General features: G+C 44.1%; 22 protein-coding genes, 2 rRNA genes, 2 pseudogenes and 1 other annotated feature. Of the genes and pseudogenes, 13 read left to right on the forward strand and 13 right to left on the reverse strand.

Features of this window, described 5'->3' with window-relative positions:
• The 6 genes and pseudogenes from BN1190_RS01000 to BN1190_RS01025 form a co-directional block, all read left to right on the forward strand.
• Nucleotides 1-121 (forward strand): 23S ribosomal RNA (locus tag BN1190_RS01000); the annotation flags it as partial.
• Between the two features lie 199 nt (nt 122-320).
• Nucleotides 321-436 (forward strand): 5S ribosomal RNA (gene rrf, locus BN1190_RS01005).
• Nucleotides 437-919: 483 nt separating this feature from the next.
• Nucleotides 920-1,063: pseudogene (locus BN1190_RS15360) on the forward strand (YihY/virulence factor BrkB family protein); the annotation flags it as partial.
• A gap of 413 nt (nt 1,064-1,476) precedes the next feature.
• Nucleotides 1,477-1,953, forward strand: a complete 477-nt coding sequence (locus BN1190_RS01015; protein WP_040285185.1) for a glutathione peroxidase — start codon at nt 1,477-1,479, stop codon at nt 1,951-1,953.
• A 107-nt stretch (nt 1,954-2,060) separates the two neighbouring features.
• The gene (gene guaB, locus BN1190_RS01020; protein ID WP_040285186.1) at nt 2,061-3,527 is read left to right on the forward strand and encodes an IMP dehydrogenase; all 1,467 of its coding nucleotides are present in this window, start codon (nt 2,061-2,063) and stop codon (nt 3,525-3,527) included.
• A gap of 130 nt (nt 3,528-3,657) precedes the next feature.
• Nucleotides 3,658-5,001, forward strand: coding sequence for a D-alanyl-D-alanine carboxypeptidase family protein (locus BN1190_RS01025; protein ID WP_040285187.1), 1,344 nt, complete (start codon nt 3,658-3,660; stop codon nt 4,999-5,001).
• Nucleotides 5,002-5,027: 26 nt separating this feature from the next.
• Here the strand turns inward: BN1190_RS01025 and BN1190_RS01030 are convergent, their stop codons facing one another.
• Nucleotides 5,028-6,440: a PLP-dependent aminotransferase family protein gene (locus BN1190_RS01030; protein ID WP_040285188.1), complete on the reverse strand. Its 1,413-nt coding sequence runs from the start codon at nt 6,438-6,440 to the stop codon at nt 5,028-5,030.
• Between the two features lie 160 nt (nt 6,441-6,600).
• Nucleotides 6,601-6,815 (forward strand) — a binding site (T-box leader).
• 70 nt (nt 6,816-6,885) lie between these two features.
• Here BN1190_RS01030 and serS point away from each other — a divergent pair.
• Complete coding sequence (gene serS / locus BN1190_RS01035) at nt 6,886-8,169, forward strand: serine--tRNA ligase (RefSeq protein ID WP_040285189.1); 1,284 nt, start codon at nt 6,886-6,888, stop codon at nt 8,167-8,169.
• 27 nt (nt 8,170-8,196) lie between these two features.
• Here the strand turns inward: serS and tadA are convergent, their stop codons facing one another.
• Nucleotides 8,197-8,700: a tRNA adenosine(34) deaminase TadA gene (gene tadA / locus BN1190_RS01040; RefSeq protein WP_040285190.1), complete on the reverse strand. Its 504-nt coding sequence runs from the start codon at nt 8,698-8,700 to the stop codon at nt 8,197-8,199.
• 134 nt (nt 8,701-8,834) lie between these two features.
• On the opposite strand from tadA, the gene BN1190_RS01045 reads away from it, so the two are divergent.
• From BN1190_RS01045 to BN1190_RS01060, 4 genes and pseudogenes are all read left to right on the forward strand, one after another.
• A complete protein-coding gene (locus BN1190_RS01045; RefSeq protein ID WP_040285191.1) occupies nt 8,835-9,473 on the forward strand; it encodes a deoxynucleoside kinase in 639 nt (212 codons plus the stop codon).
• The gene (locus BN1190_RS01050) at nt 9,470-10,138 is read left to right on the forward strand and encodes a deoxynucleoside kinase (RefSeq protein WP_040285192.1); all 669 of its coding nucleotides are present in this window, start codon (nt 9,470-9,472) and stop codon (nt 10,136-10,138) included. The genes BN1190_RS01045 and BN1190_RS01050 overlap by 4 nt, the downstream gene beginning before the upstream one ends.
• A 123-nt stretch (nt 10,139-10,261) precedes the next feature.
• Entirely contained in the window at nt 10,262-11,545 is a 1,284-nt protein-coding gene (kynU, locus tag BN1190_RS01055) for a kynureninase (protein ID WP_040285193.1), read from the forward strand.
• A 17-nt stretch (nt 11,546-11,562) separates the two neighbouring features.
• Nucleotides 11,563-11,715, forward strand: a pseudogene (locus tag BN1190_RS01060) (tryptophan 2,3-dioxygenase); the annotation flags it as partial.
• 211 nt (nt 11,716-11,926) lie between these two features.
• Here the strand turns inward: BN1190_RS01060 and BN1190_RS01065 are convergent.
• The 3 genes from BN1190_RS01065 to BN1190_RS01070 all read right to left on the reverse strand — a co-directional run bounded on the left by BN1190_RS01065 (nt 11,927) and on the right by BN1190_RS01070 (nt 15,692).
• Complete coding sequence (locus tag BN1190_RS01065) at nt 11,927-14,656, reverse strand: class I SAM-dependent DNA methyltransferase (RefSeq protein ID WP_040285194.1); 2,730 nt, start codon at nt 14,654-14,656, stop codon at nt 11,927-11,929.
• Between the two features lie 190 nt (nt 14,657-14,846).
• Nucleotides 14,847-14,999 carry a hypothetical protein gene (locus BN1190_RS14950; protein ID WP_179860728.1) on the reverse strand — a complete coding sequence of 51 codons (153 nt, stop codon included), beginning with the start codon at nt 14,997-14,999 and terminating at the stop codon, nt 14,847-14,849.
• 57 nt (nt 15,000-15,056) lie between these two features.
• The gene (locus BN1190_RS01070) at nt 15,057-15,692 is read right to left on the reverse strand and encodes a JAB domain-containing protein (protein WP_052461632.1); all 636 of its coding nucleotides are present in this window, start codon (nt 15,690-15,692) and stop codon (nt 15,057-15,059) included.
• Nucleotides 15,693-16,108: 416 nt separating this feature from the next.
• On the opposite strand from BN1190_RS01070, the gene BN1190_RS01075 reads away from it, so the two are divergent.
• A complete protein-coding gene (locus BN1190_RS01075; protein ID WP_040285195.1) occupies nt 16,109-16,834 on the forward strand; it encodes a hypothetical protein in 726 nt (241 codons plus the stop codon).
• An 849-nt stretch (nt 16,835-17,683) separates the two neighbouring features.
• On the opposite strand, the gene BN1190_RS01080 is transcribed toward BN1190_RS01075, so the two are convergent.
• The 5 genes from BN1190_RS01080 to BN1190_RS01105 form a co-directional block, all read right to left on the reverse strand.
• Nucleotides 17,684-17,926 carry a hypothetical protein gene (locus BN1190_RS01080; protein WP_040285196.1) on the reverse strand — a complete coding sequence of 81 codons (243 nt, stop codon included), beginning with the start codon at nt 17,924-17,926 and terminating at the stop codon, nt 17,684-17,686.
• Between the two features lie 58 nt (nt 17,927-17,984).
• Nucleotides 17,985-18,410: a phage major tail protein, TP901-1 family gene (locus BN1190_RS01085; protein ID WP_052461633.1), complete on the reverse strand. Its 426-nt coding sequence runs from the start codon at nt 18,408-18,410 to the stop codon at nt 17,985-17,987.
• Nucleotides 18,411-18,473: 63 nt separating this feature from the next.
• Entirely contained in the window at nt 18,474-20,021 is a 1,548-nt protein-coding gene (locus tag BN1190_RS01090; protein WP_040285270.1) for a phage major capsid protein, read from the reverse strand.
• Nucleotides 20,022-20,422: 401 nt separating this feature from the next.
• Nucleotides 20,423-20,758, reverse strand: a complete 336-nt coding sequence (locus BN1190_RS01100; RefSeq protein WP_040285197.1) for a hypothetical protein — start codon at nt 20,756-20,758, stop codon at nt 20,423-20,425.
• 365 nt (nt 20,759-21,123) lie between these two features.
• Entirely contained in the window at nt 21,124-21,729 is a 606-nt protein-coding gene (locus BN1190_RS01105) for a hypothetical protein (protein WP_040285198.1), read from the reverse strand.
• 174 nt (nt 21,730-21,903) lie between these two features.
• On the opposite strand from BN1190_RS01105, the gene BN1190_RS01110 reads away from it, so the two are divergent.
• Nucleotides 21,904-22,701, forward strand: a complete 798-nt coding sequence (locus tag BN1190_RS01110) for a hypothetical protein (RefSeq protein WP_040285199.1) — start codon at nt 21,904-21,906, stop codon at nt 22,699-22,701.
• Between the two features lie 51 nt (nt 22,702-22,752).
• On the opposite strand, the gene BN1190_RS01115 is transcribed toward BN1190_RS01110, so the two are convergent.
• The 3 genes from BN1190_RS01115 to BN1190_RS01125 form a co-directional block, all read right to left on the reverse strand.
• The gene (locus BN1190_RS01115) at nt 22,753-22,941 is read right to left on the reverse strand and encodes a hypothetical protein (protein WP_040285200.1); all 189 of its coding nucleotides are present in this window, start codon (nt 22,939-22,941) and stop codon (nt 22,753-22,755) included.
• Between the two features lie 176 nt (nt 22,942-23,117).
• Complete coding sequence (locus BN1190_RS01120; protein WP_052461634.1) at nt 23,118-23,909, reverse strand: hypothetical protein; 792 nt, start codon at nt 23,907-23,909, stop codon at nt 23,118-23,120.
• Nucleotides 23,910-24,065: 156 nt separating this feature from the next.
• Nucleotides 24,066-25,502 (reverse strand): recombinase family protein, encoded by a 1,437-nt coding sequence (locus BN1190_RS01125; protein ID WP_040285201.1) that lies wholly within the window; start codon nt 25,500-25,502, stop codon nt 24,066-24,068.
• Nucleotides 25,503-25,547: the final 45 nt, after the last annotated feature.

Genomic DNA, 25,547 nt, shown 5'->3' on the forward strand with positions numbered 1-25,547 from the left:
TGAGATTTCCCATTACGCAAGTAAGTAAGATCCCTCAAAGATGATGAGGTGGATAGGTCTGGTGTGGAAGCATGGCGACATGTGGAGCTGACAGATACTAATCGATCGAGGACTTAACCAAACAAAAAAGCGGAGACGACCGTTTTGATGCGACAAGCATAAGGCGAATCGACGGAGTGGCGGTTTCTGCCACGCAGACGAGTTGACTTATGACCTCGAGCATCAGGGAGTCGAAGCTGGATTAAAAGCGGAAGGGCCGTAAGGCGGTCTTGACTGCACAATGTCTGTTTTATCCAGTTTTGAGCGAACAAGCTCATCTGTCTGGTAATGATGGCGAAGAGGTCACACCCGTTCCCATACCGAACACGGAAGTTAAGTTCTTCAGCGCCGATGGTAGTAGGGGGCTTCCCCCTGTGAGAGTAGGACGTTGCCGGGCACTATAAAAAGCGGGGACGACCGTTTTGATGCGACAAGCATCAGGGAGTCGGAGCTGGATTAACACGAGCGGAGACAAAATGTCTCTGCTCGTGTTTTTTTATTGCATGGAATGCTAGCATGTAAATGTTATCATGGGTCTGCCACCCGTCGCAGAGTATTAACATACAGTTTCGCTTCAGAAGGCGGTCCGTAAGAGTGAAGAGGCTACGGGTTCTCCTCTGATTTCCTGCATGGACTGCGGATGTGTGAAACCCTTAGAATAGAATAAGATAATGGATGGTATGATGATAAGTATTGGATGGCATTTAACATGATTTTGGGCTACGCCGTATGGGGTAAAAGCTCCTAATCATGACTTTCAAGATGGAAAGATAATTTTTCAATAAATTGGTTGTCAGGACTCTCAATGTCCCCCTAATATAGATGGCTGTGTCTTTAACCGGCTTCTCCATGAACCCAAGACGACAAAAGGAGATTGATGATGAGTATAGGTATTAAAGTCCTAAAAAGGTTCTTTTTTGAGCGTTTTTTTGACCAAGCGGCTCAAACTGCCTACTATCTGCTGCTGTCGATATTGCCGTTTTTCCTGTTCGTGCTGTCGCTGCTCAGTCTCTTTCCGGTCAATGAAGAAGTTATGTTTNACACAGAAGCACGAGCCGAGACGATATGTCTCAGCTCGTGTTTTTTATTTGCTGACTGTGCTGAAGTGCAAGGTGCCCTTAAAAAAGGCGGAGCCCACCATTCATCTCTTGGTCTTGCTCCTTGAGGACCACCTGCAAATTGTGCGGCCTCATAACCGGTCGCGTCAGCAGGCCGGTTATGAGCGGAAATCAAGTTTTATGAGCGGAAATCAAGTTTTATGAGCGGAAATCAAGTTTTATGAGCGGAAATCAAGTTTTATGAGCGGAAATCAAGGTTTATGAGCGTCAGCCCCCAGCAGTGCCTGTCTCACCGTGTAAACAGCCCAGGACGTCTTCTTTGCGCTCTGAAACCCTTTGCATTATGGTTAAACTACTACAAACGAGGGAGAGGGAGCAGATGGAATCCATTTACGACTTTACGATGAAGAAGCCGGACGGCACGGAAGAATCGCTCGCGGCCTATGAAGGTAAGCCGATGCTGATTGTGAATACGGCGAGCAAGTGCGGTTTCGTCAAACAGTTCGATGAGCTCGAAGAAGTGTATGACACCTACAAGGACCAAGGTCTCGTAGTGCTCGGTTTCCCGTCGGATAACTTCAGCAACCAGGAGTTCGGCAGCAGTGAGGAAGCGGAGGAGTTCTGCCGTATGAATTATGGTGTCACCTTCCCGGTCTCTGCCAAAGTGGATGTGAAGGGGGACCAGGCTGAGCCGCTGTTCAAGTACCTGGCCTCCCAGAAGAAGGGGATGCTGACGGAAGGGATCAAGTGGAACTTCACGAAGTTCCTCATCGACCGGGAAGGCCATGTCGTTGACCGCTTTGCTCCGCAGACGGGTCCGCTTAATATGAAAGATGCCATTGAAAAGCTTATTTAACCGAAAAGCGGCAATACTTTTACTTGTCGGGGCTTCCTTGACACGGTTCAGCACCGCTGATAACCTATTATCTAATATTTAACCGAAACTACAGGGGGGCGTCAGACATGTGGGAGACGAAATTTGCACGTGAAGGACTGACTTTTGATGATGTGCTGCTGGTACCGGGAGCATCGGAGGTACTGCCGAAGGATGTATCGCTGTCCGTCAAGATGACTGATATGATCCAGCTGAATGTGCCGCTGATCAGTGCAGGCATGGATACGGTGACGGAATCCAAAATGGCGATCGCCATGGCGCGTCAGGGCGGGCTCGGCGTCATCCATAAGAACATGAGCATCGAAGAGCAGGCGGAGCAGGTCGTGACCGTCAAACGCTCGGAGAATGGCGTCATCACGAATCCGTTCTATCTGACACCGGAACACCAGGTCTACGATGCAGAGCACCTCATGGGCAAATACCGGATCTCCGGTGTGCCGATCGTCGATACGCTCGATAACCGGAAGCTGGTCGGCATCATTACGAACCGTGATCTGCGCTTCATCCAGGACTATTCACTCCTCATTTCCGATGTCATGACGAAAGAGGAGCTGGTCACGGCACCGGTCGGCACGACACTTGAAGATGCGGAGAAGATCCTTCAGCAGCACAAGATCGAAAAGCTGCCGATCGTGGACGAGGCAGGGCATCTGTCCGGCCTGATCACGATCAAGGATATCGAGAAGGTCATCGAGTTCCCGAATGCGGCGAAAGACAAGCACGGCCGGCTGCTCGCAGCTGCAGCGGTCGGTGTCACCTCTGATACGATGGTGCGTGTCGAAAAGCTCGTCGAAGCGGAAGTCGATGCCATCGTCCTCGACACGGCGCACGGCCACTCGAAAGGCGTATTGGAGATGGTGAAGAAGATCCGGGAGACATATCCGGAACTTGCCATCATCGCCGGCAACGTTGCAACAGCCGAAGGGACGGCAGCACTCTATGAAGCTGGAGCGGATGTCGTCAAGGTCGGTATCGGCCCGGGCTCCATCTGTACGACACGCGTGGTTGCCGGTGTCGGCGTTCCGCAGATCACCGCAGTCTACGACTGTGCAGCGGTCGCACGGGAGCATGGCAAGACGATCATCGCGGACGGCGGCATCAAGTTCTCCGGCGACATCGTTAAGGCACTCGCGGCCGGCGGACATGCCGTCATGCTCGGCAGCCTGCTGGCAGGCACGACGGAAAGCCCGGGCGAGACGGAGATCTACCAGGGCCGGACGTTCAAGGTGTACCGCGGCATGGGTTCCGTCTCCTCCATGGAACGCGGCTCGAAAGACAGGTATTTCCAGGATGATGCGAAGAAGCTGGTCCCGGAAGGCATCGAAGGGCGCATGCCGTACAAGGGCTCGCTGTCAGATACCGTGCATCAGCTGATCGGCGGCATCCGTGCCGGCATGGGCTACTGCGGTACGAAGGATCTGCATACGCTGCGTGAAGAAGCGCAGTTCATCCGCATGACGGGTGCAGGCTTACGCGAAAGCCACCCGCATCAGGTGCAGATCACGAAAGAAGCACCGAACTATACGATCTCCTGAGCATCAGGAACTTCAGCACCTTTCCGGACGTCCCATATGGGCGGAAAGGTGCTTTTTTTGTTATACACTCCCCGCCCTCTTTGAGGTATGATAAACTATGGGAGTAAATTGCAGTAACGGGGGTAGAAATGTGAAGAAAATGAAGAACAGATGGCTGTCTGTCCTGTGTTCAGCAGTGCTGCTGATCACGTTGTTCGGTGCATCCACCGCACAGGCGGACACATCACTCGGTCTGCACGTGGACGGAGCGATTTTGATTGACGCGGACAGTGGAAAGATCTTGTATGAACAAAATGCCGACGCACCGCTTGGCCTTGCGAGCATGTCCAAGATGATGGTGGAGTACCTTCTGTTCGAAGCGATCGATGAAGGCAAGATCAAGTGGGATCAGCAGTACAAAGTGACCGATTATACATATGCTGTTTCACAGGACGGCAGTCTGAGCAACGTGCCGCTCCGCCGTGACGGCTCGTATTCCATCAAGGAACTGTACGAAGCATTGGCGATCTATTCGGCGAATGCTGCGACGATCGGGATTGCGGAAACGATTGCCGGCACGGAAACGGAATTTGTGAAAATGATGAACGAAAAGGCGAAGGAACTCGGTCTGACCGACTATAAATTCGTCAACTCGACAGGTTTGAACAATGCCAACCTGCACGGCATGCATCCGGAAGGGACAGGCCCGAATGATGAGAATGTCATGCCTGCCAAGTCCGTCGCAAAGCTTGCGTATTCGCTGCTGCGCGATTATCCGCAAGTACTCGATACGACGAAGATCACGACGGAGTATTTCCGGAAAGGCACGGACGATGAAACGAAGATGGACAACTGGAACTTCATGCTTCCTGGTTTCGTGTATGCCTATGAAGGTGTTGACGGCCTGAAGACCGGAACGACTGAATTTGCCGGCTACTGCTTCACCGGGACTGCGATGCGCGACGGCAAGCGGGTCATCGCGGTTGTCATGAATGCGGTCGATAAGAACGGCAAAGGGTCATACGGAGCCCGTTTTGAAGCGGCGCGCTCGATGTTCGATTATGGGTTCAGCCAGTTCTCCGAAGTGGAATTCGTGCCGGAAGGGTACCAGTTCAAAGGCAAGGAAACCCTCCCTGTCCTGAAAGGGAAAGAGAAAGAAGCTGCAATTGAAGTGAAGGAACCGATCACAATGATGGTGAAAACGAGTGAGAAGGATCAGTATGAACCGAAGCTCGTCATCGACAAGAAAAAGCTGAAAGATGGTTCACTGGAAGCCCCTGTCAAGAAAGGCACGGTCATCGGTCATGTGGAACTCGTGAAGAAAGACGGTTCCGAAGACTATGGCTATGTCGACGGCACGGATGCAGGCGCTGAAGTCGTCACGAAAGAGGCGGTCGAGAAGGCCGGCTGGTTCTCCCTTGCGATGGGCGGAATCGGGCATTTCTTCTCGGGTCTCTGGGACAGTGCCAGCGGGTTCGTCAAAGGCCTGTTTTAACAGATGAAAAAGGAACAGCTGCAGAGTCATTCTGCGCTGTTCCTTTTTTTGATGGTCCAGGCGGCCATGAGCCGCCGGACACCTTCTGTGATCTGTTGATCCGTCAAACCGCCGAATCCGAGCAGGAAGGCGGGAGATCCAGAGGATGCGCCCGACCGGTAGCTGTCCAGGCGGTAGACCCGCACATCGGCCTGCAGTGCAGCTTCGGCAAGTTCCTCTTCCGACCGATCGAGTGCAAGTGTGACAATGATATGCATGCCGGCCTCATCCCCTGAATAGGTGACTGCCGGTTGATAGGGGGCAAGCTGCTCGAGCAGCAGCTGCAGCTTTTTCCGATACAGCTTCCGCATGCGGTTCAGATGCCGGGCGAACTGTCCGTCCGCCATGAACCGGGCGAGCATATGCTGATCGATCCGCGGGACGGTGGATGCATAATGGATGAACGCGCCGCGGTACCGGTCGAGGAGCGGTTTTGGCAGCACCATATAGGCGATCCGCAGTGAGGGCATAAGAGACTTCGAAAACGTACTCAGATAGATGACATGGTCCCCGCGGTCCATACCATGAAGGGCTGGGATCGGCCGTCCGGCATAGCGGAATTCCCCATCGTAATCGTCCTCGATGATGTACCGGTCCGGATGCCCTGCCGCCCAGTTCAGCAATGCTGCCCGGCGTGGCGCTGACAGCACAGTGCCTGTTGGGAACTGATGTGACGGCGTGACATACGCCGCAGTCGCCGGCGACTGAAGGAGACGGTCCGTGTCCATCCCTTCCGCGTCTACGGGAATGGGGATGGCCCTTCGCTGCCCCTGGTCGAACACATGGTGGCTGAGCGGGTAGCCCGGGTCCTCGACGGCATAGACAGCGCCGTCCCCGAGGATCCGGATGATGAGCGGGATGAGCTGCTCGGTTCCGGAACCGACGATGATCTGATCCGGGTCACAGATGACCCCACGGGAGTGATATAAGTAGGTCGCAATTTCGGCACGCAGTTCGGCGTCACCGTGCGGGTCGCCGAGCTGCAGCAGGTGCGCCGCCTGCTCATCGATGACATCTTTTGCGGCTTTGCGCCATTTTTTGAACGGGAACGACTCGGTGTCCACCATTCCGGGAGAGAAATCAATTTCCGCCTTCCGCGACATCGAGACCGGTGTCCCGGTATAAGCGGCGGGCTCGGTATACGCCAGTTCTTCGATATCCTGGACGTAATAGCCGCTGCGCGGGACGGCGGTGATATAGCCTTCGGCAGTCAGCTGGCCGTATGCCAGTTCGATGGTCGTCTGACTGACCGCGAGAAATTCGCTCAGCTTGCGTTTTGACGGCAGTTTCTTTCCGACCGGTACACGCTGTTCCGTAATATCGCGCTTCATCTGCCGGTAAATCTGTTCATACAGCGGCAGTTCGTGTGATTTGTCCAAGGCAATCAGCCATTCTTCCATCGGTCCCCTCCGTTTCTGACCTGCATCAGGAGTGTAGAAAATCGATAACAGGACAGGTCATAGGGCCAGTATACCGCAAGCGGTCCAGACGTCCAGGAGGAACCGTCAGTGCACTTGCCAAACAGGCGGCCTTATAGTACAGTAAAGGTACTTTCATACACTAAACACGATGAGGGGAAGCAGTAGCAGATCTGTTTTCGACCAGAGAGCCGGCGGGTGGTGCAAGCCGGCGGAAACGACTGTGAATCCGTCCCTGAGCAGCCGGGCTGAACTTGAAGTAGGCCTGCGCCGGCACCGGAGCCGTTACCGTCCTGGAGTGGATCAGCTTTGTGCTGGTTAAACTGGGTGGTACCGCGGGTAGTTCTCGTCCCTGATGTCAGGGGATGGAGGGCTTTTTTTATGCCCGGAAACCGGGGAATCGTGACCAATCGAAGGAGGAATTCAAATGCTGGACAGGAAAGTATTGCGGACGGATTTTGAAGGTGTGAAACAGAAATTAGCGAAACGCGGGGAGGATATTTCGGAACTGGACCGGTTCCCGGAGCTCGATGAAAAACGCCGCGAGCTGCTGGCGAAAGTGGAAGCACTGAAGGCGGAGCGCAACGAAGTATCCCAGCAGGTCGCGGAGATGAAGCGCAACAAGCAGGACGCTGATGAGCTCGTACTGAGGATGCGGAAGGTCGGCGAGGACATCAAAGCGTACGACAACGAACTGCATGAGATCGAAGAGCAGCTTGACTATGTGCTCATGCGCATCCCGAACATCCCGCATGAAAGCGTCCCGATGGGCGACAGCGAAGACGACAACGTGGAAGTGCGCAAGTGGGGCGAGACACCGGAGTTCAGCTTCGAACCGAAACCGCACTGGGAAATCGGGACAGGACTCCAGATCCTCGATTTTGAACGGGCTGCGAAAGTGACAGGCAGCCGGTTCGTCTTCTATCGCGGACTTGGTGCACGTCTCGAGCGTGCCCTCATCAACTTCATGATGGATCTGCATCAGGAGGAGCACGGCTATGAGGAGATGCTGCCGCCGTACCTCGTGAACCGTGCGAGCCTGACGGGAACGGGCCAGCTGCCGAAATTCGAGGAGGATGCATTTCTGATTCCGGAAGAAGATTATTTCCTCATCCCGACGTCTGAAGTGCCGGTGACGAACTTCTACCGCGATGAAATCCTGCCGGCGGACATGCTGCCGAAGGCGTTCGCTGCGTACAGCACGAACTTCCGCTCGGAAGCGGGTTCAGCGGGACGTGACACACGCGGGCTCATCCGTCAGCACCAGTTCAACAAAGTGGAACTGGTGCGTTTCGTCAACCCTGACAACTCGTATGATGAACTCGAGAAACTTACAGGGCATGCGGAGAAAGTTCTGCAGCTTCTGGAACTGCCATACCGTGTGCTGAAGATGTGCACAGCGGACCTCGGCTTCACTGCGGCGAAGAAGTACGACATCGAAGTATGGATCCCGACGCAGAACGTGTATCGCGAGATCTCGTCTTGTTCGAACTTCGAGGACTTCCAGGCGCGCCGGGCGAACATCCGGTTCCGCCGCGAAAAAGGCGGCAAGCCGGAGTACGTCCATACGCTGAACGGCAGCGGGCTGGCAGTCGGCCGAACCGTTGCGGCATTGCTTGAAAACAACCAGCAGGAAGACGGCTCGGTCCGGATTCCGGAAGTGCTGCGTCCGTATATGGGCGGCCGGGAATTCATCACACCGGCAGAATAAGACAACTGGAAAAAGCGGCAGGGGAAGTCATTCGGCTTCCTCTGCCGCTTTTCGTTTGGCCGCTTTTTTCTTTGCACGCAGGCTGCGGAAAAACCCAGAGAGCAGGGTACCGCAAGCCTCGCCCAGCACACCTTCCCGGACGGTGCATTCGTGGTTGAACCGGGGGTCGTTCAGCAGCCGGTACAGCGTGTCCACACAGCCTGCCTTCGGATCGCGCGCCCCGTAAACGACGGTCGGGATGCGCGACTGCAGGATGGCTCCTGCACACATCGGGCAGGGCTCGAGTGTCACATACAATTCCGTCTCCTCGAGCCGCCAGCTGCCGATCACCGCGCAGGCCTGCTCGATCGCGGACAGTTCCGCATGCGTCACGGCGTTCTGCGTCGTCTCCCGCAGATTGTGCGCCCGGGCGATCACTTCACCGTGGTGGACAATCACCGCACCGATCGGCACTTCACCGATCGCTTCCGCCTTCATCGCTTCCTCGATTGCGAGCCCCATGAAATGCTCGTCTCGTTCCTGCATATTCATCGACATCGCTCCTTACCTTCAGTGTAGCACGGACAGGTGAAAATGTTCCACGTGGAAAAAATGTCACACCCTGTTCCCATCCGCTTGTGATACACTGAAAGGACGACAGTAACTGAAAGACAGGAGCGTTAGTCATGACCATTCCGTTCATCGCGGTGGAAGGGCCGATCGGTGTCGGCAAGTCCACGTTATCGAAGGCGATTTCCGATACACAGCAGTTCCATCTGCTCATGGAGATTGTAGACGAAAACCCGTTTCTCAATAAATTCTACGACGATATAGCAGAGTGGAGCTTCCAGACGGAAATGTTCTTCCTCTGCAACCGGTACAAGCAGCTCGGCGACATCCAGAAGCATTACTTGGCGGCCGGAAAACCGGTTGTCGCCGATTATCATATCTTCAAGAACCTTATTTTTGCAAAACGCAGTCTCTCCGACAGCGATTATGCGAAATACGAACAGATCTACAGCATCCTGACAGCAGGGATGCCGGTGCCGAATGTCATCGTCTATCTGCATGCGAGTCTCGAGACACTTATGAAGCGTATCGCCATGCGTGGCCGCGACTACGAGCGCGGCATGGACCCGGCCTACCTGCGCCGGCTGTCCGCGGACTATGAGACGTTCATCGATGAATTCGAACAGCAGCATCCGGACATCCCCGTACTCCGTTTCAATGGCGATGAACTCGATTTCGTCGCCAATTCCCGTGACCGTGACTATATCCTGAACGCTGTACAGGCAGCAATCCAGAAAGAAGGCGTCAACCCATGAACCTACGAGAAAAATACGGCATTCCGCAAAATGCGGTCATCACGATCGCCGGGACAGTCGGCGTCGGCAAATCGACGATGACCACCGCGCTTGCGGAAGCGCTCGGTTTCCGGACTTCATTCGAAAAGGTCGATCAGAACCCATACTTGGACAAGTTCTACGAGGACTTCAAGAAGTGGAGTTTCCACCTGCAGATCTATTTCCTTGCCGAGCGGTTCAAGGAACAGAAACGTATCTTCGAATACGGCGGCGGCTTCATACAGGACCGTTCCATCTACGAAGACACGGGCATCTTCGCCCGCATGCATATGGAAGAAGGCACGATGGATCCGGTCGATTACGAGACGTATACGAACCTGTTCGACGCGATGGTGATGACACCGTACTTCCCACACCCCGATCTGCTCATCTACCTGGAAGGGCCGATCGACTGCATCATCGACCGCATCCATGAGCGCGGCCGGGAAATGGAGCAGGAGACACCGACCAGCTACTGGGAGGAGATGCACGCCCGCTACGAGACGTGGATCGATTCCTTCAGCGCCTGCCCGGTACTGCGTCTTGACATCAACGACTACGACCTGCTGACCAATGCGCACGAAGTGGAACTGATCGTCGAGAAGATCGGCGGCATCCTGACGAAAACAGCAGCTCTGCGCGGCTGATCAAAGCCCTTTCCCTCCAGCTTTCGAGCTGCCGGGAAAGGGTTTTCCCGTTCTCCGGCGAAAGAAAGAAGAGTGCAACTGTACTGGACATCATGAATTCTGCAAACAAAGGAGCGGATCATTATGACAACATCGACTCTCAATACACCTGACTACGCGGCCCAGCTGGAGGCGCGCTATGCCGCCGCCAGCCGGCGGGACGAATTTTACATACAGGACGGCACCATCTATTTCGACGGCAACTCCCTCGGCCTGTTGTCCAAGCGGGCGGAATCTTCACTGCTTGCGGTGCTCGACACATGGAAGCGGCATGGCATCGACGGCTGGACGCAGGGGGAGCGGCCGTGGTTCCATCTGTCTGAACAGATCGGCGCGATGATGGCCCCATTAATCGGCGCAAATCCGTCCTCGGTCATTGCGACAGGCTCGACAACGTCCAACCTTCACCAGCTGCTCGCGACGTTCTTCAAGCCGGCGGACGGGCGTACGAAGATCCTGGCCGATGAACTGAACTTCCCGACGGATCTGTACGCGATCCAGAGCCAGCTGCGGCTGCATGGGCTCGATCCGGAGGAACACCTCATCCGCGTGGAAAGCCGGGACGGCCAGACACTGAAGACGGAGGACATCATCGAGACGATGACGGACGACACGGCGATCGTCATCCTGTCAGGTGTACTGTACCGAAGCGGTCAGGTGCTCGACATGGAACGCATCACAAAAGCGGCCCATGACCGCGGCATCCTCGCCGGCTATGACCTGTGCCACTCGATCGGCTCGGTGCCGCATCACCTCGACGACTGGAATGCGGACTTCGCCTTCTGGTGTAATTACAAACATCTGAACGGCGGACCGGGCGCAACGGGCGGCTTGTACGTCAACGAACGCCATTTCGGCACAGCGCCGGGTCTCGCCGGCTGGTTCGGTTCCGACAAGGAGCGGCAGTTCGACATGGAGCATACGTTCACACCCGCCGCGGACGCCGGCGCGCTCCAGATGGGGACCCCGCATCTGCTCAGTTCAGCGCCGCTCATCGGCTCTTTGGAACTTCTAGATGAAGTGGGGATTCCGGCGATCCGGGAACGGTCGCTCGCCCTGACAGGCTACCTGCTGGATCTCGTGAATACGGAACTCGGAGATCACGGGTTCACCGCAGCGAGTCCGGCTGACGCAGCGGAACGGGGAGGGCATGTGTTCCTCGTCCACCCGGAAGCAGCACGCATCTGCAAGGCACTGAAAGCGAACGGACTCATCCCGGACTTCCGGGCGCCGAACGGCATCCGGCTCGCACCGGTCGCTTTGTATAACACGTTCGAAGAGGTCCGGCAGGCGGTCTTGCTGCTGAAACGGATCATGGTTGAAGAACAGTACAAGCAGTTCGAAAACAAACGGGACGTGGTCGCATGACGGAAAGGGGTGCAGGGATGAACAAAGGGATATCCGATCTGAATCTCGACCATGAAGCGATCCATACGGACTTCAAGAAGGACATGACCTACGGGGAATACTTGAATCTCGACAAGATCCTGTCGGCGCAGGAACGGCTGTCAGGCCACCACGACGAAATGCTATTTATATAACTTCGGCTATTTTGGTACAGTATAGCACAAAAAAAGACGACCTAATTAGGCCGTCCTCAAAAGGTATTCTGCTATATGTGTAGGATTCAGTTCTTGTTTGATAACTACTTTTACTTTGAGCTCTTTTTTCTTAGCCATATCTGTCACCTCGATGAAGTTATATCGAGGAAATTTCATTTGTAAATTTAATTGTGAGTTAGAAGTTGCTTTATTTTTTATTTGAATTTATTTTTTTAGTAATTTCTCTTTGGTATAGCTTTATTAAGTGTTTAATTCTCTCATCAACTGAATCAAACGGTTCTTTTCTGTAAAGTGTATCAATTAGTTTATCTAATTTTTGATGAGATACTTGTAAGTCTGTCGGAAGTATTTTCCCATATAAATCTCGAAGACTGTTCCCTTCATTAAAGTACTTTTCTCTGATGTCTAGAATCTGTTGAGACAAAGATTCAACTTTTCTTTCTTCCTCCTTATTCAGCCTAGGAAATGGAAAAGTATTATAGCAAAGTGTATTAGAGTACCTAAAGTCGTCTTTGAGTTTTCCAGAAACAAGATTAATCCATGCAGTATGCATCTTAGACTCGAGAAAACCGAACAAAACTAAAGATGCGTCTGCAATTTGAAAAGCGGCATCACTGACAATTACATCAGGACCAAAATAGCCCATCGGTACATATTCCCTAGCACCTGAGCTAGTTCTAGGAATAATTAACACATCTTTGCGCCAATATCTGTCTCGTTTAAAAAGCAATGGTGTATTGCTTAATTTTTGATCTTCTTTAGCTACTGTTAATCGAAACTTTTTAACATTTTCTACTCGTTGTTGAATCTCAGGCATTTTAATCAACATGTTAAACGGAATGTCTTTAACGTAGATTATATACCTTTCATACTTATTAGGTTCTAATAACTCTTGGCTTCCGTAATAAGGATGAATATAGTCTTCCATAATGTTGTATTTAGTGAGTATTTCTTTCTTTTCCTCCACCGAAATAATATATTGTTGGTTTTCTAAAGGAAGACTTCCCAAGGTCATTGGGGGATAACCCGAAATCTGCTTCCTAGTGTTAGGATCAATTAAAAGAAATGGTTCATCTATAAGATATTCATTAATTGAATTTGTAGTTTGCATTGTTGGCAAGTCTTTAACATTTGCATAACTAAATAGTTGTTTCTTCTGCACATTTTGTCGTGTAAAGCCAATTATGACCACCATTACATTCGCCTCGTTATCCCAAGCAAAAGTTTGATGTGCAAAATGAATACTAATATCCATAGCTCTTAGCTTTCTCCAAAGAATAGTGGCTTGAATTCCTTGAGAAATTGAGTTAGTAGAAACTAATGCAGTTTTCATTTGAGGATTAATCATCATCATCTCAGAAGCCTTAATAAACCATCCACCTACAAAGTCTAAATTTAATATTCCTTTCATTTTTGGTGATACAGATTTTAATTGCGCCTTATGGGTCGGTGTCATTTTTTTTGCTCCTATAAATGGAGGATTGCCAAAGATAAAATTCAAGTCTTTTGCCGAAATTACTTCTTCCCAATCAATTTCTAAAGCATTTGCATTAACTATATTTGCACCTGCATGTAGAGGAAGCCTTAAGAACAGCCTTCCGAATAACTCACTAGCTTCGACATTCATTAAGTGATCCATTAACCATAAACCAACTTTTGATATGGATACCGCGTACGGTACAATTTCAATTCCATAAAATTGCGATACCTCAACCTTAATCAGTTCTAAAACATCAAAAACTACTTGTCCTTCGTTTATTTCGTCAATTACTTCATGTTCTAATCTTCGTAACTCGCGATATGCAACAATCAAGAAATTCCCTGAACCACATGCAGGATCTAGGAATTTCAAATTTGAAAGTTTGTGATGAAACTCATTTAACCTTCCGCTTCTACCATGTTTTAAAGTACAAATGTGGTCAAATTCATTTCTTAAATCTTCTAAAAACAAGCTATTAACAACCTTCATGATGTTAATTTCAGATGTATAATGTGCACCTAAATTCGATCTACGGGTATCATCCATCGCAGCTTCGAACATTGAACCAAAAATTACAGGAGAAATACGACTCCAATCTAGAGTTGAAGCTTGGATTAGATGCGACCGGATTTCCGTAGTTAATGGTAGTCCAATTTTTTGAGGGCGTTCAAATAACCCCCCGTTTATATAGGGAAACTCTTTTAATATGTCTGATTGATACCGATCTTTCTCTGGAGTGTTTAATACTTCGAATAAGGCACCAAGTTTGTCAACAAGATCAGTTCCATCTTCTTTAGTTTCATCTTTTAAATACTTTCTGAATAAGCCTTTCTTAAAAATACCGCTATCATCTGAAAATAAACAAAATACCACTCGTGTCATAAGTAAATCAGAGTAATTTCTCGGATAATTAGAATCTAACAATTGTTTATGGAGCTGTTCCATCATTCTAGCAGCATCTTCGTTTACAGGATTCTTGGGAACTGAGGCCTCAATGTGTTTTCCAACTAAAAAACCAAAGTGATCAATGTATTTTGGTAAGTCAGTTACAAGAAAGTCCCATATACCTTCATTGGCCAGATCATATAAACGTATGCGTTCAAAATTACAGATCAATATATACCTTGGTAAATCCTCATTAGATAAGTTCATAACATAACGGTATGCTTGTGACTTAGCCTTCTCTAAGTTTTTTCCTCTAGACTTCATTTCTATAAGTAATGTTCCATTTAACAAGTGATCCACAAAGTTAGTAGAACCATCAATATTTACACGCCATTCAAAACCTATTTTAATTTTTTGGTATGGAACACCGAAAAGTTCAAGGAAGTCTCGAACCCACATTTGACTCTGCTGCTTTTCATCACTATCATTCTCATGTTCCTTAACAAATTGTAATGATTTATTCAATAATTCATTACGACTTTCTATTAACATTTGAACTCCCCCTATATAGCTATAAGTTCTATATAGATCTATAATACCATGAAAATATAGTCAAAAATATGTCTCTACTGTATATTTCCTGAAAAAAGAAAAAGTAAAAAGAAGTATTATCGCTCTTATGTTAGATAAATAAAAAAAACGCTCAAATTGAGCGTTTTTAACTGAGTTTAAGTAGTGATAGTCAAGAGTACTTGTTTATGACTCTAAGCTGCTCAATAGCAGTATGAGCTTGCAGTATTTCTTTATTGAACTCTGCTGATTGCAAGATGCCAGCGACTTTGAATACTAACTCCGACATTGTATTCTTGCCTAATTTGATTTTCTTAATTGTCATATGTTACACTTCCTTTATAGTTAGTAGTTGGACACCTTTGTGATTCGTTGGTAGCGATCAAAGGTGTCCTTTGTCTTTAAAGCTAAGAAAGCTTGTACCATTTACAATTAAATGGTCTAACAGCTCAATCCCCATTATTTCCCCTACGTCTCTCAATCTTCTCGTTACTTCAATATCTTCACTGCTCGGATTCAAATCTGAACTTGGATGATTATGAGCAATAATTATTGAAGCTGCATTATACTTCAAAGCCATTCTGTACAACTCTCTAGGATGCACAATACTTGTATTCAAAGTTCCCTTGAAGATTTCCTCATAGTGAAGGATTCGATTTTTCGTGTCCAAGAATACAGCAGCAAATACCTCACGTTGCTCGTAGCTGATCTTTAGAAAAGGAATGACCGCATCTTTCGGAGATTTTATCTGGAACGTCTTTTCAATACGTTCGTCTGCAAGCTGTCTAACTAAAGAGAGGGCAGCAACTACTCTTTTTGAAGATACTGGACTGATACCAAGCTCAACAAAATCAGCTACTGAAAAATCAAGAAGCTGCTGTAAACGATATTTAGAGATTTTGTTGATCTCTTCTTTTTCTGCTTTTGGACCAACAAGCATCGTCAGAGAATCCTCAACGCTAATACTTTCCTTGCTGTACTGACTGAACTTTTCCTTAACTTCACTGTAAATCGTCATTTTCATTCCTCCTAATCAATAATGCGAGAAATCAATTTGAGGATTAAAGAGGCTTCCAAACGAGGAATCAAGTCTACTTCATAAAATCGAAAGAGTTTAAAACGTGGTATTAAATTTCTCACTAAATCAATTATATATCGAACATTTGTTCGAGTACACTCTTTTATGTAACTATATATTTCGGAATTAGATGAGAATAGCTTTCTGAGGCCACACAAAGCTCTCTACTCAGTGAAAACACCCTCTCTAATATAAATACTCATTCAAGTGATAAAACGTCGTGTAAAGCCTTGTATGAGATTTTAAAAAATAAGCTAAGAATATTCCCAGTAAATACAGTGATTTAACTAATCATTTGTGAAACAGGAATAAATTTGGTAGTGTTAGAAATAAGCTAAAATTTGGAGGAATTGAAAATGAAAAAAGCAGCTATGGTATTAGGATCAGTGGTAATCGGAGGAACCCTTTTGACAAGCTTCACAGGATTGGGAAATCTTGATTTGAATGCAAACGCTAGTGAAACGTTGAAGAACCCACTTGATGAAACTACTAATTTAGTGGATGAACAAGGACGAGAATTTGTTTATGACATCAATGGGATAAAGTACTATATAGACACCGAGAAGAATAAAAACGATGAAGAAGAAACGACAAACATTGATTCATTAACTATGGATGGTGAAGAATCTTCAGAAGTAAGTAAGACTTCTCATGTATCCACTTTATCCGATGAGATTTATCGTAACGATCAAGAAGCATATGATGAAGTCCGAGGAGATCTGTTTAAGATTCAAGAGAACAATGTCATCACAAAAGAAAACGCTGAATACGACAGCTTCATTGATGTATTAGAAGATATATATCCATTGATCGATCCTTGGAAAAACCCTAGTGGATATGATGAATCTGTTATTGGACCAGAAGAAGAAAACGAATATTATGATGCAGCAATTAAATACATTGCTTATGCTAAATACTTCGAAGATGAAATTGAAGAAAACGGATGGTCTGATGAAGTAAAGAAATCGATGCGCTATAATGTTCAAGTTGTAAACCAAGATCATCAGACTGATTATGGAACTCGTCTTCATTTTGGATCTGGAGTATTTGGAGTGCTCGCTCTTCATGACATGGGAAAATGATTTAGCTTATGACTACAATCAAAACTGAATACCAACTCTTGAGGTTCATTCGTACAGAATGAGCCTTTTACCTTTCAACACCATTTGGGTCATTTGGTCCCGACAATAAAACCTCACCTCCCAGTGTTATTTAGGTATCTCTCCACTTTTTTATTTTTTTATATAGGCGATACTTATACCACCACCAACTCTATTCACATTCACACCACTCTCAATCCTCATTGACCCTTGAACAACAACCCTTACTACTACTACCACTTCCTCAACCAACATCAATCACCATCCCATCTACTATCATCTACTACCTACAACACCTATCATCAACTCCTACTACATACTACTACCAACATACACCAACTGAGTTATGATCTCTCCAACTCACATCACCATCTCACTTATGATACTCTCCTGTGAACATCATCTAAACAATATCAATCGTGGATGCATCTACATCATATGCTCTATGCTTACTATCAAAAGTTATTTATATAATGAGAATGATGAATCCCCCCATAACTAACCATCACAACTCAATATGATGTGCTATCCTATGCTCATATCTGCAATACAGACAAGCTCTTTAAACTGGTATATCAGTAAGCTTATTAAACGGTATTAACTATAATTTTAGCTGCATAAAATATTCGATTGTTTTCTATATGAGCGTAAGCATTATATCTGTAAGTCTGTAATATGTAAGGCAGCAAATTATCGTTATTATAAGTTTCTGCTACTGATTTACAAATTCAAAAAGTAATATAGAATAGGATCGAATAGCTATGAAGGATATGTGTGTATGGAAGTTTAAACTGCCATGCAAATAAATCTGTATGTATAAAATCTGCATTATTAGCATGCAGATTTATACTTAGAAGCAACCTTTCTAACAAAGCTATGACTAATAGGCTGAATACCATTGCTCTCCAAAGAAAAATTGATTCGCTCTGTAACTTTCAATAAAGCCAAATTTCGATCGTTTTGTTTCAAATAATCTAAGCAATATTTCACCAAATTGGTTGCAACAATGGATCGCAACTGATTACGAGTGATTTTGTCTTTCAAATCTAATAGTTCGTCTATTTTTTGTTTCATGATCTTACCTCCGATTTACTTAGTATTAAGAGACTAGCCAAAGCTAATCTCTAATTTGTCATACTCCTGGTACAACTGGTGCAGCTGTAGTAGTAAGAGCTCCATTTCCTTGAAGAGCGATGGACCAAGTAACGAGGTCATCGTATGGTGCTTCAAGTGAGAAGTCGGTAATCGTTGCGTTTCCTTCGTATTTAGTACCGGAAGGAAGCTCAAGATATACATCTACGTTCTCAGAAGCTAGGAACGCTGTTTCGAGAATTTTGTACGCTTCATCAGATTCAATAAACGCTCCATCGCAGTCGATAGACCATTCTTTAAATCCTTGAATCGATTCTTTCCAGAACCCTTCAGTGTCTTTCGATGTTGCATCAATCGATTCGGCAGATCGGTTCAATGTAGCATTTCGCTGACCAGCAAGAACCTTTCCACTCATTGCTTCCTTGATAAACAATTTAACTTTCATACCTGAAACTTTTCCAGACATTCAAGATTCCTCCTTAATAAAGTAAAAAGAGACCAGAGTTTATCTGGCCTCAACTAACAATTCTTATGCGGTTACGACTAGCTTGGTAAGAGCATCAGAGTTATAAACTGCTCCATCCATATATGCTTCAACTAAGAAGCCTACAGAGCCATTGAGCGCTTTCTCGGTGTCTTGAATTTGAATCAGTTCTACTCCCTTTTTAAGAGAAATAGCATATCCATCAAAGAGACTGCCAACAATACAAGGAGTTTCACCAATAGCCATACCAGCTTCAAGAGAAGAAGTAATCACTACTGGCAAACCGAAGAGTGTGTAAGTTGGTTTCCCATTAACGATACCATTCTGTACATAGTAATGACCCGCAGCGTCACGTAGCTTTGCAACACGATTGAAGAATGGACGAGACATGATGTATTGAGAGTTTTGAAGATATTCTGGATGAATATTCAAATTCATATCTAATAGAAGATCTTGCAGTTCATCATCTGTCGAAGCAGCGGAGAGCTCGATCTTATTTACCGTTTGATCTGGCACAATTCCTTTAAATTCATCTGTACGTGTTCCTCGTAAAATGGACTGCTCAATTGCTTTGAATGTACGCTTAGCAAGTTGAGAAGGAATATACGATGCCATATTGACAGCAGAATCGTGAATAAACTGCCTAGAGATAGTAATAAGAGCGCCTACTCGTTTTTGATCTAATTCTACATGTCCAAGATGAAGCTGGCCTTCAACTAAGTTTTTACCTTCACCAACAAAGGCTCCATCTTCAGTAGCTGTTTCTCGTGGAATCTTTAGACTTCCAGCTGATGTAGGAAACTTCCGAGCCAATGAAAAGACGGTTGAGCTTTCATCTAGTTTCTCTACAATCACGTCTGCTACCGATTCAGGAATAACAGAAACATTTCCTGCAGTTGTATTCATTTCACGATTTTCAACATTAAATTTCAGCCGTTCATTGAACTCACGTGTTTCTTGCTCTTTCTTAGATTCAGCTACCTTGTAGTTGTTGTATGTGTGGACAGTTTTCATTTTGTTTTCTCTCTCCTCTTTAGTAGTTGTATTATTCAGCTCAGGAATTTTGACGTTTTCAATAAGGTTAATTCCTCGAGCAGCAATTGTCGATTGAGAGTAAGCAGGATTCTTCACTACGCTTACTTCGAAAAGTTCTAGCTCTTCAATTGTCCTTTCTTTAAGATCTCGAGAAATTTTTTTCCAAGAATCTTTAATCGTTCTAAAGCCAAACGACATATTTTTAAAAAGACCAGACTTGATCATTGTGTAAGCATCTTTGCCCCATGAAGTTGGAGTAATAGTAGCTTCCATGTATAGACCTTTCTCGTCCTCTCGAAGAATTAGCGACGAGTTTTTCGTCGATGCAAGTAGCTGTCTATTGTCATGTTCAGCCAAGAAATCAATATCTCGATTAGCGTGTTGAGAGTTTTTGATAGCACGAGAGAATGCTCCTTTTGAGATTTTTTCTTTGAATTTATTTGCTGATCCAAGTACTTCACTATGCATGTCAGTTAGATTCACATAGCCAGAAACTTTCATATTTCCATCCGACTCAGAAGTAAAGTATGTTTCAGCAGTTCTTAATTCCATTTTCATGATTTCAATATCTCCTTCAGAATAGTTTTCTAAGATTTTGCTGATATTCAGCAAAAAAAATAAGCATCCAGAAAGGATACTTATCGATAAAATATTTGTTTCGATGGACTCTATAGGAATCGAACCTATGACAACATTATTGAAACTTTGCAGCTAACCATTTAGCTATAAGTCCGTATATGGAGGTAACCTAGAAACTGTGACTTCAATCTCGTATAAGGATAGAAGAATAAAATCATAGTTTCTAAGTTCAATGTTCAACTCTGCATTGCTGAACACAGTCTATGGAAAACAACAAAGAAAAAAGAAATCGAACAAACAAATATGTTAGAGAGAGACAATGGATTATATTTTACCTCTCTCTAATAATATATATATGTGAACGCTGACAAATGTACGTATTATTGGCACTTTTGTGCTAATATTTTTTCTTTTTCTTTTCTATACTGCATTATCAGTTCAATCAATTGATCAGACTTCATTTTCGGAAAACGATACCAGTTCTTTGATAGTGCTCTGTCAAACTTACTAGATATTTTGTGCTGTCTAAAGTGTCGATAGAAGGAAGAGACTTCACTGTCTAAATCATCAACAGAGAACATCATTAAGCAACTGAGGCCAGTACATTCAATGTCAAAAAATTCTTCTTTCCAATTCTCATAGTCTAAAGCAGCTAAAGCTATTTCACTTTTCCATTGATGCTTAAAAACACATATAACGCCTTGTCTCTTGAACACAATAAGAATCCTTTCCTAGATTACTCTCACCACAAAAGCATTATATCTGCACGATTTAAAACGTAAACTATTTTATGTAAAAAGAAAAAGCTGCTCTTCAGCGACTCTAATAAACTGATCGTATTTAAGCTGCTTGTTTACAAGCGTTAAATAAAACTTACTATTACTAAGTCAATTGTTTGCGTAAAACACGCCGTGTTTTTGCGCAATAAATATATTTATTTATTTTATATTATATTATTTAGTGTATCAATTTAGCTCATACGGAACCCTTTTGATATATCAAAAAGGATCATATGGAGCCATTTTGTACAAGCTAAAATTTTAGCTATAATGCAAAAAAAATAGGAGCAATTACGCTCCTATCAACGAATATCGTAGCTTTTTAAGATCTCATACTCAGTAGTTTGTTCTTTTAAGTTATTGCCTTTGTCAGTGATCCTTATCCATCCTTTTTCTTGTAAAGAATCAATGCATTTCGTTAGAGTGTTAAAGTTTTTTACGCCACTATAATGAGCTATTGTTGAACGACCAATTCTTAGTCGCTTTAAATTCTTTTGTTTATAGATAGTAGAATTTTTAATGAAACTAAACAAAATCAAAAATACACGAATTTCATTTGAATCAAGTTGAAGAAGCTCGTCTATCTCAAATTCGTACAAGAAAGAGAAGTTAGTTAGATCATAAGGAAACTGTATGACAAACCTCTCATTAGATGAATACTCTGCTGGAATAAAATCGATAGCTAAATGATTCTCCATGCTTTCATCTATCATCTTATAAACTGTTGATTTGGCGACTTTCTTGCTTACATTGCTTGTTGTAGCGAGTTCATTAATAGTAAATGAAGACCGACGATTTCCATTCATTAATTTAATGATTCCTAAAACAACTTTACTGTCGTAGTTTTTTATTAGTGTTTTACCATAATAGAATTTGTAATCGTTTAGATATGATAGTTGTCCATTCATTCTGTTCACTCCATTTGATTTATTTGAATCTATTATTTCTGCTCAATGAAAAACGTAAATGGAATGAAGTGAATTTTTTAAAATATTTCTGGACAGAGTAATGTGAAAACATATTTTCCTTCTACCAACCCTAAAATGGTATACTTGCGCTACAAACTTCCTAGGAGAATCACAATGTCAAATACGAAAAGAAAATTAAGCAAGAGAAAAAGGGTGCTCACGGAATTAAACAGGTTAGATGAACACGCATCAAAGCTTTTATTTGTACACTATTCTTGCGAGAGCTTCTATGACTTAGTAGATACTGGACGGTCGGCTCGAATTACTTCGATTGCAGCAAGATATTTCGAAACAGGACAATCAGTGAGTTTTTCAATTCATACAACTGCTGAAAAAGAAAATAAATTAGACAGTATTGAATCACACTATGATGAACTAGAGAAAATAATGTTAGAAGACTTCTTTGACTTTGTTTGTCGACATGATAACTACTACTGGATTCATTGGAATATGAGAGATATAAGCTATGGCTTTCAAGCAATAAATCATCGTTTTGAGGTATTAGGAGGGACACCGAAGATCATTGCCGATGACAAGAAATTTGATTTAGCTGATAAATTAAAAGTCGTCTTTGGTAGCAGCTATATTGGTCATCCTCGCTTTGAAATGTTAATTAAGATGAACGAGATATCAGACAAAGATTTTTTGAAGGGCAAAGAAGAAGCGGATGCATTTGAGAATAGAGAATATATCAAATTACATCATTCTACTTTGAGAAAAGTAAATGTAATGCATGAAATTTTTGATAAGGTGCTAGACAAAAATCTAAAAACAAATTCAAAGAAAAGAGAAGTTTATGGGCTTTCCCTTCAAGGAAGATATGAAATGGTCAGGGAGCACTGGTTATTTAACTTGTTCCTTCTTGTCTTGGGCGGAATAATCTCACAAGTAATTACATGGTTATGGAAGTAATTAAAATTAGAAGAGGAAGCTTAATCGATAAAAAAGACCAAGCAATTAAGCTTAGTCTAGTTCGAATAGTATTCCTTCAATTTCAACTGCAGAAGTTAAATAACCACCAATCCTTTTTAGCTCCCAATAAATTTCATAATCAAGTTCTTCTGCATAAGTTATAAAATCTACATCTCCGTTTAACATTGCGTACTCCATTAAACTTTCTTTAGCTGATAACATACCGATTAAGTACCCCATAATACAACAGCTCCTTTTCTAAGCTGTTATATCCTTATCTGTGAATTTGTAAAGAGAAATAAAATATCAATTTTATGACTCTGCGTTGTCTTTTAAGAGCTGTGAAAGAGCGAAATGAGGATATATATTAAAACTCGTTTAAAGACTCATACAGAGCCTTCTGGAGCTTTCTAAAGTTACTCCTGATCCTCTAGCCAATCATAAATAGGAACACCTCTCTTTTGTGCACGTTTTATCAGGAGATCTTTCTTTCGGAGTGAACCATTTCTAACCATACTGTTATCAAGAGCATTTTGAAGAGCTGCTTTAAAATATCCACCGAAGTTTTGGATATCTGGATTCAAATTTACTTCATTAAGCACTCGTAAGCACACTTCTTTGCTAAGTCCTTTTTTCATGAACTCAAAAATTAACGAGTCAATTGTCTTTTGCTTTGTTAACAAATTGTTGTCAACATAAGTATTTATTTCTTTTTCATTTTTTTCTTTTTTGTTTTTTTTAATAGAGGAACCTTTTTGTACATACTTGCCTTGCTCATTTGTATATTCAAGTTTTGCTCTTTTGTCATAACTAGGAGACTCCGACCTATTATTATCAATACGTTGCAGATCTGACATTTTGTCAGAACTAGGATTGCAAATCATTTCTTGAATCTTGCTCGTTAAATGAAAATGTTTCTTTGCAGGAACCCCTCTTATGACGGTAGTAATAAGTCCGAATGACTCAAGTTCCTTGATAGCTTTAGTTTGCTGCCTATAAGTCAATGAGGTCTCTTCTTGTATAACATCTGCAGTTAAAAAGAAGTAATCATCACCTTCAATATGAATTAGCATATTCTTGCTCCCAAAACTCTCATAAGAGCTTGCAAGTTGACCATACAGTATAGCTGCATTAGTCGATACTTCTCTGGCAATCAGTTTAGAGTACATAACAAATCCTTTACCAGATATTAAACTAAGCAATTCCACCAGACTCTTCTCCTTTAAAGACAGAGAAAATTCTGCTACAATAAAAAAATAGCAGAAGAATCTCTGCTTGTTGTATTAAGAGATGGCTGAGCCGCGAAACTCTGTTGCCATCTCTTATTTTTATTTTAACAAAGTCTGAATATTTCGTAAACTTTATTATTCTTTGAAGAAAATATCGATCTCAAGTTCATCTTCTGTCCGGAAGTATTCGATACGTTCAATTATATTGAGAAGTATTCTGTTCTGTTCATCAGTAGGTTTGTTTTGCAAGTCAGTAAGCTGTTCGAGCATCTTTTCAATTCTCTCAGTATCGTTAGAAACTGACCTCTGAATCAAAATTTCTTCAATATCAGATAGTCTTTGTTCAATTGCTTTTATTTGAGTTGCAAGATCAGTGTCTTTTTCTTTGAATGCTAATTCATTAATCGTTTCGTTTAGCAGTAGATCAAGCAAACGCTCTTTTTGCTTGATAGTGGACTGTAAATTCTTATCGAGAACTTTCTTTTCAGACCGGAGTTTCTCAGAGCTGCCATCGACTCCGCCTGTATATAATTCACTAAGCTTATTTTGTATGACAGGAATATGCTTTTCGATCTCCGTATATATAGAAGGAAGGACAAGACTCAGAGCACTTCCTTTATTTGGGCAAGGTTCTCCTTCTACATAATGCCTACACTTGTTGATGTTAGTATATCGCTTAGTTTTAACACTGCTACCTCTCGTTATCTGCATTTTTCTTTTGCAGTACTTGCAGTACACAAGTTTATCGACTGGAGATAATACTTTCGATATTCTTTCGTTAAACCTTTTTCTCTTGTCTAAGATTTCTCTAACTTTATAGAAGTCTTCGTAGGAAATAATAGCAGGATGAGCATTCTTAACATATACTTCTTCATCGAATTTGTTGCTCTTGAAGTTTACTTCACCTAAGTAAGCTCGATAATCAAACATCATAGATATCGTTCTATCATGAAAGACCTTACCGTTTCTTGTACGTATACCTTCTTGGTACACCTTTCTGTAGATCTGAGTTAATGAAAATCCTTCGATAACCATATCAAACATTTTACGTACTACAGCTGCTTCTTCTTCAACAATCTCTAGTTTGAGCGTCTCAGGATTTTTTCGATATCCATAAGGAGTGGAGTTCAGCCATTTACCCTGGCGAGCTGATTGAAGTCTGCCTAAGTGCATTTTCTTCGCAGTTTCTTTATAAGCAAGCTGATTAAACGTACCTTTAAAGATGCTCATCATTTCGTTCATCTGATTAGAAGGATCAATAATATCGTTGTCCAATACAGCATGGATAACGACCTGATTTTCTGTTAAGATTTCAAAGAGTTCGAGCTGCTGCTTTAGATTACGAGTTAAACGAGAGAGCTCCATGATAACTATTGCATCATATTGACCAGTTTTTACATAGCTGATCAACTCTATGTAGCCTTTTCTTTCATCGTCAACAGAGCTGCCGATCTCTTCAAGATACCTGTAAGTAAAGTCGTTTTTTGTACAGTAATCAATCATTTCAGTCTTGTTCTTTTGAAGTTCTTCTTCTGTACCTCTTGATTTACGATTGTAGATTATTGCATTCATGCCGATTCCTCCTACTAACTATTATACAATTTTTGTATCTAAATA

This window comes from Sporosarcina koreensis (assembly GCF_000826145.2).
Lineage (GTDB): Bacteria > Bacillota > Bacilli > Bacillales_A > Planococcaceae > Sporosarcina > Sporosarcina trichiuri.

Excerpts from the sequence above, each read along its gene's own strand:
- BN1190_RS01015 (WP_040285185.1), top strand. The coding sequence starts at position 1,477 with ATGGAATCCATTTACGACTTTACGATGAAGAAGCCGGACGGCACGGAA.
- guaB (WP_040285186.1), top strand. The coding sequence starts at position 2,061 with ATGTGGGAGACGAAATTTGCACGTGAAGGACTGACTTTTGATGATGTG.
- BN1190_RS01030 (WP_040285188.1), bottom strand. The coding sequence starts at position 6,440 with ATGGAAGAATGGCTGATTGCCTTGGACAAATCACACGAACTGCCGCTG.
- serS (WP_040285189.1), top strand. The coding sequence starts at position 6,886 with ATGCTGGACAGGAAAGTATTGCGGACGGATTTTGAAGGTGTGAAACAG.
- tadA (WP_040285190.1), bottom strand. The coding sequence starts at position 8,700 with ATGAATATGCAGGAACGAGACGAGCATTTCATGGGGCTCGCAATCGAG.
- BN1190_RS01045 (WP_040285191.1), top strand. The coding sequence starts at position 8,835 with ATGACCATTCCGTTCATCGCGGTGGAAGGGCCGATCGGTGTCGGCAAG.
- BN1190_RS01050 (WP_040285192.1), top strand. The coding sequence starts at position 9,470 with ATGAACCTACGAGAAAAATACGGCATTCCGCAAAATGCGGTCATCACG.
- kynU (WP_040285193.1), top strand. The coding sequence starts at position 10,262 with ATGACAACATCGACTCTCAATACACCTGACTACGCGGCCCAGCTGGAG.
- BN1190_RS01065 (WP_040285194.1), bottom strand. The coding sequence starts at position 14,656 with ATGTTAATAGAAAGTCGTAATGAATTATTGAATAAATCATTACAATTT.
- BN1190_RS14950 (WP_179860728.1), bottom strand. The coding sequence starts at position 14,999 with ATGACAATTAAGAAAATCAAATTAGGCAAGAATACAATGTCGGAGTTA.
- BN1190_RS01070 (WP_052461632.1), bottom strand. The coding sequence starts at position 15,692 with ATGACGATTTACAGTGAAGTTAAGGAAAAGTTCAGTCAGTACAGCAAG.
- BN1190_RS01075 (WP_040285195.1), top strand. The coding sequence starts at position 16,109 with ATGAAAAAAGCAGCTATGGTATTAGGATCAGTGGTAATCGGAGGAACC.
- BN1190_RS01080 (WP_040285196.1), bottom strand. The coding sequence starts at position 17,926 with ATGAAACAAAAAATAGACGAACTATTAGATTTGAAAGACAAAATCACT.
- BN1190_RS01085 (WP_052461633.1), bottom strand. The coding sequence starts at position 18,410 with ATGTCTGGAAAAGTTTCAGGTATGAAAGTTAAATTGTTTATCAAGGAA.
- BN1190_RS01090 (WP_040285270.1), bottom strand. The coding sequence starts at position 20,021 with ATGAAAATGGAATTAAGAACTGCTGAAACATACTTTACTTCTGAGTCG.
- BN1190_RS01105 (WP_040285198.1), bottom strand. The coding sequence starts at position 21,729 with ATGAATGGACAACTATCATATCTAAACGATTACAAATTCTATTATGGT.
- BN1190_RS01110 (WP_040285199.1), top strand. The coding sequence starts at position 21,904 with ATGTCAAATACGAAAAGAAAATTAAGCAAGAGAAAAAGGGTGCTCACG.
- BN1190_RS01115 (WP_040285200.1), bottom strand. The coding sequence starts at position 22,941 with ATGGGGTACTTAATCGGTATGTTATCAGCTAAAGAAAGTTTAATGGAG.
- BN1190_RS01125 (WP_040285201.1), bottom strand. The coding sequence starts at position 25,502 with ATGAATGCAATAATCTACAATCGTAAATCAAGAGGTACAGAAGAAGAA.